General features: G+C 69.5%; 6 protein-coding genes. 4 read left to right on the top strand and 2 right to left on the bottom strand.

Annotation, left to right across the window (positions count from 1 at the left end; all coding sequences use genetic code 11):
• Positions 1–61 precede the first annotated feature (61 nt).
• Entirely contained in the window at positions 62–802 is a 741-nt protein-coding gene (locus A5711_RS18635) for a class I SAM-dependent methyltransferase (RefSeq protein WP_067949073.1), read from the bottom strand.
• A 208-nt stretch (positions 803–1,010) separates the two neighbouring features.
• Here A5711_RS18635 and A5711_RS18630 point away from each other — a divergent pair, with 208 nt between their 5' ends.
• Genes A5711_RS18630 through A5711_RS18620 form a run of 3 tightly spaced genes read left to right on the top strand, consistent with a single transcriptional unit; the run spans position 1,011 to position 3,210 of the window.
• A complete protein-coding gene (locus tag A5711_RS18630) occupies positions 1,011–2,036 on the top strand; it encodes a GHMP kinase (RefSeq protein ID WP_067949071.1) in 1,026 nt (341 codons plus the stop codon).
• Positions 2,024–2,641, top strand: a complete 618-nt coding sequence (locus A5711_RS18625; RefSeq protein WP_197520827.1) for an SIS domain-containing protein — start codon at positions 2,024–2,026, stop codon at positions 2,639–2,641. Before A5711_RS18630 ends, A5711_RS18625 begins: the two co-directional genes overlap by 13 nt.
• A 14-nt stretch (positions 2,642–2,655) precedes the next feature.
• Entirely contained in the window at positions 2,656–3,210 is a 555-nt protein-coding gene (locus A5711_RS18620) for an HAD-IIIA family hydrolase (RefSeq protein ID WP_067949067.1), read from the top strand.
• Here the strand turns inward: A5711_RS18620 and A5711_RS18615 are convergent.
• Positions 3,176–3,970 (bottom strand): WecB/TagA/CpsF family glycosyltransferase, encoded by a 795-nt coding sequence (locus A5711_RS18615; protein WP_082953279.1) that lies wholly within the window; start codon positions 3,968–3,970, stop codon positions 3,176–3,178. The two genes, A5711_RS18620 and A5711_RS18615, sit on opposite strands and share 35 nt — an antisense overlap.
• 175 nt (positions 3,971–4,145) lie before the next feature.
• On the opposite strand from A5711_RS18615, the gene A5711_RS18610 reads away from it, so the two are divergent.
• Positions 4,146–4,597 (top strand): cyclic nucleotide-binding domain-containing protein (locus tag A5711_RS18610; RefSeq protein ID WP_156744989.1); only part of this gene is annotated, 452 nt, incomplete at its 3' end.

The raw sequence follows: 4,597 nt of genomic DNA, 5'->3' as shown, positions 1-4,597 counted from the left end.
GCGCGGCGGGCACGCCCGTCGTTCGAGTCCTCGGCGTGTGCAAGGTGGCCTCCTAGTCCCGTCAGCCCGGCTTTGCGGCGGCGACGAACTGCAGCGCCCGCTGGGTCTGCTGCTCGACGTCGACCAGCCCTTCCGAGGAGAACAGGTCGACGAAGGCGTGCCGGTCGAACATGGTGAGCCCGATGACGCGGGCACCGGCGGTCATCGCATGCCGCACCGGCGGCAGGTCCGGGACGTAGCTGGTGAGGACCGCGATGCGGCCCCCGGGCTTGAGCACCCGGACCATTTCGCGTGCCACGCGGAACGGCTCGGGCGTCAGGTACAGCGCGCCGAAGCAGCACACCGCGTCGAATGTCGCGTCGGCGAACGGCAACGCGCGAGCGTCGCCGCGGACATAGCACGTGCGCGGAGTGTTGTTGTCCAGGACGGCGCGCGTCAGCATCGGCTCGGAGATGTCGAAGCCGACGGCGAGGCCGCCGTCGGGTAGCTGTTCCGCGAGCGAACCGGTGAAATTACCTGGGCCGCAGGCGACGTCGAGTAATCGTTCCGCGGCGGAAAGCCGCAATGCAGCAGCGGCGCGTCGCTGCTCGGCGCCGGTGGTGACGCCGCTGGCCGCATAGAACGCGGCCGGGCGCCACAGCCGCTCGTAGACCGTCGCGACGAGGGGACTGTTCATGGCGCGCTGCGCGAACGTCGGGGCCGGGGAACTCGTCGATTCGCCCAACACGTCGAGGAAACCGTGCCGCGCTACCGCGGCCTCGGTGAGCAGACCACGGGTCAATTCGACTGCATCCTGGCTCATTTCATCGCTTTCGTGAAGGCTTGGACGGGTTGGCATAATCCGCAGGTGAATCCCGATTTCTCTGCCGATCCGGCTGTTACGCTAGGGCTCTTCGTGAGAGGCGATGCATTGGGGCCTCGCTCAGGCAATGGATGGGGTTAGGACGTGGCGCACCTTTCGCTGACGATCGCGGGACGCGCGTCGGCCGGCTGAGCGGATTACGTCGACAGTGAATTCCCTTCCCCGGCCCCGAATCCGCGCCCGTGCGCCGCTGCGGATTTCATTCGCGGGAGGCGGCACCGACGTACCGCCGTTCCCGACCACCGAAGGCGGCTGCGTCCTCTCCGCGACCATCGACCGATACGCGCAGGGATCGCTGTCCCCACGCACCGACCGCCGGGTCACGATCGAGTCGGTGGACTTCAAGACCACCCACGAGATGACGCTCGACAGCGAGATTCTCTACGACGGCAGCCTGGATCTGATCAAGGCCGCGGTGCGCAGGTTCGGCAAGGAGGGCACGGACGGCTATGACCTGGTGCTGCGGTCGAGCGCTCCGCCGGGATCGGGTCTGGGCTCGTCGTCGACCATGATGGTCGCGCTGACCGGCCTGCTCGCCGAGCACTACGGCGTGCCGATGGGCGAATACGAGACCGCGCAGCTGGCCTGCGCGATCGAGCGCGAGGACCTGGGCATCACGGGTGGCATGCAGGACCTGTACGCGGCCACGTTCGGGGGATTCAACTTCATCGAGTTCACCGACCGCGTGATCGTCAACCCGCTGCGCATCCGCGAGGAGACCGCGTTCGAGCTCGAACTGAGCCTGCTGCTGTGCTTTACCGGCATCACGCGGGACTCCGCCCGAGTGATCGAGGACCAGACGCGGCGCGCCACCACCGGTGCCGACGACACCCTGGCCGGACTCCGGGCACAGAAGGAGCTGGCGGTGGCCATGAAGGCCGCCCTGCTGACGAACAAGCTGAGCGAATTCGGCGCCCTGCTGGGCGAGGCCTGGACCCAGAAGAAGCGCATGTCGCCGTACATCACCAATGAGCGCATCGACGAGCTCTACGACCTGGCCCTGCGCAACGGCGCACTCGGCGGCAAGATCACCGGGGCGGGCGGCGGCGGCTACATCCTGCTGTTCTGCGACTTCGCGAAGAAGCACCGCCTGATCGAAAGCCTCGAGTCGGCCGGCGCCACCATCACCGAATTCGCTTTCGAGAGCAAGGGATTGACCACATGGCAGGCATGAGCCGCTCGGATGTCGTGACGCCAAGCGTCGAGCTGGTCCAGGAGCGACTGGCCGACACCATCGCGGTCAAGCAGCGGATGCTGTCGGGCGCCATCGCCGAGCAGACCGTCGAGATCGCACGGCTGATGATCGAGTCGTTGCGCGCCGGGGGAAAGGTGATCTTCTTCGGCAACGGCGGATCGGCCCAAGACGCGGGACATCTGGCCGCAGAGTTGATGGGGCGCTTCGCTTTTGACCGCCCGGGTCTTGCCGCGTTCAGCCTGCCGGACGCCACGGCCGCGATGACGGCGATCGGCAACGACTACTCCTATGACGAGGTGTTTGCCCGCCAGGTGCTCGCCGCCGGCCGGCCGGGGGACGTCGTGGTCGGCCTCACCACGTCGGGCAACTCGCCGAATGTCGTCCGCGCGCTGGAAGCGGCCGCCGATGCCGGGATGACGACGGTGGCGCTCACCGGTGTGCGCGGGGGCAAGGTGGCCGACGTCGCCCAGTTCTGCATCCGGGTGCCGAGCGACGACACCGGACGGATCCAGGAGGCCTGCCTGCACCTGGGCCACTCGATCTGCGAGATGGTCGAAGCGGCGTTGTTCTCCCGGCCCTGCTGAGACCGTCGCGACCGATGGCCGACCTGCGGAAAGTGCGCACCGTCTTCCTGGATCGGGACGGGACCATCAACGTCAAGGCCGCCGACGGCGAGTACGTCCGGTCGCCCGACGACCTGGTGTTGTTGCCGGGCGCCGCCAAGGCGGTGGCCGCCCTGAACGAGGCCGGCCTGCGCACCATCCTGGTGACCAATCAGCGTTGGCTATCGGAGCCGGCCGCGGACGCGGCGCGTTTCGCCGCCGTCCATGACCGCCTGGAACAACTCCTGGCGGACGAAGGCGCCCGTTTGGACGCCGCGTACCACTGCCCGCACGCGGCGGCCAGCTGCGACTGTCGCAAGCCCGGCGCGGGCATGTTGGTGCGCGCGGCGCAAGAGCACGGTTTCGCCTTGGCTGAGGCGGTGATGATCGGCGACAGCGAGGCCGATGTGGAAGCGGGCCGAGCGGCCGGCACGGCGACCGTCCTGCTCCGCGCCGGTGACGGGGAGGCGGCCGGTGCCGACGTTGTGGTCGACGACCTCCCGGCCGCCGTGCGACTCATCTTGAGTGCCAAGGAGCCTGGTTGCGCCTAAACCGTTGGGCCGCAGAGCGACTCACCAGTGCCAGCGCGAACGGTAGATCGTCCAGCAGGTAGCGGCGGGCGAGGCGCCGCGGCTCGAGCGCCAGCCGGTGCACCCACTCGAATCCGAGCCGTTGCAGCACGGGGGAGGCCCGGCGGACGACCCCGGCGGTCATCGCGATGCCGCCGCCGCAGGCGAGGCACCAGGCGTGGGGGAGCTCCTGGCGCACCAGCTCGATGAGGCGCTCCTGCCTGGGGAAGCCCAGACCTACGAAGACCAGATCGGGTGCGGCGGCCGCAACGGCGGCGACCGCCCGCCGCGCCCCGTCCTCGGTGTCGTCGAAGCCGAACGGCGGCGACAGGGTGCCGGCGACGCGCAGGTCCGCGGACCGTGCCACGAGCGCCCCGGCCGCCCGTTCCGGCACCCCTTCGGCCCCTCCCAGGAGGTACACCGACTTCCCGTCGGCGGCCGCCGCGGCGCTCAGCGGAAAGATCAACGACGAGCCGGCGACCCGCTCGGGCAGCCGGTCGCCTTTGGCCCGCGCCGCCCACACCAGCGGCATGCCGTCGGCGACGACGAGGGATGCGCGGGCTATCAGGTCGGCCAGCTCAGGGGCGCGTGCGGCCGCGCGGGCCACATCGACGTTCACCGGGACGATCGAGCCGCCGCGGCCGGCCGCCCAGGCTTCGCGCACGACGTCGACGACCTGGTCTTCGGTCAGGGCGTCGAACCATAGGCCGCCCACCTGGATCTTTGCCGGGCCCGCGCTCACCCGAACATCATGCCCCGCGGCATCACCCTGGCGAAGTGTCTGCCCGCGCGTCCTTGCCGCGGCCGGAACCGAGCCCATAACCTGGGCAACATCCGACCGCGGCCGGGATTGTCGGGCCTGGCGCGGTAGACGACGGCAACGCAGGCGGGCAGGTCATGGCACAGCGGTCACCGCGATGCGCAGATTCACGGCGCGACGGTGTGATCGGCGGGCTATCGCAGTGGCCTTGACCGGCGCCCGAGCGGACGAGCTGGCGACGATGGACATCTTCGAGGGATGTCCCGCATCCGATCTGGTGCCGCTGGCCGCCTCGCTGCAACCGCTGCGCGCCACGGCCGGCCAGGTGCTGATGCAGCAGGGCGAAGCAGCGGTGTCCTTCCTGCTCATCTCGTCCGGCATCGTCGAGATCACCCACGTAGGCGACGACGGCGTGGTCATCGTCGAGCACGCATTCCCGGGCATGCTCATCGGAGAGATCGCCCTGCTGCGCCACATCCCTCGGACCGCGACGGTCACCACCGCCGGGCCGCTGACTGGTTGGATCGGCGACAACGACGCCTTTGTCCGCATGGTCCACATACCCGGGGTCATGGAGCGTCTGCTGCGCACGGTGCGCCAGCGTCTCGC

This window comes from Mycobacterium sp. E2238, assembly GCF_001672665.1.
Taxonomy (GTDB): domain Bacteria; phylum Actinomycetota; class Actinomycetes; order Mycobacteriales; family Mycobacteriaceae; genus Mycobacterium.
This window is presented reverse-complemented; position numbering and strand designations above follow the sequence as displayed.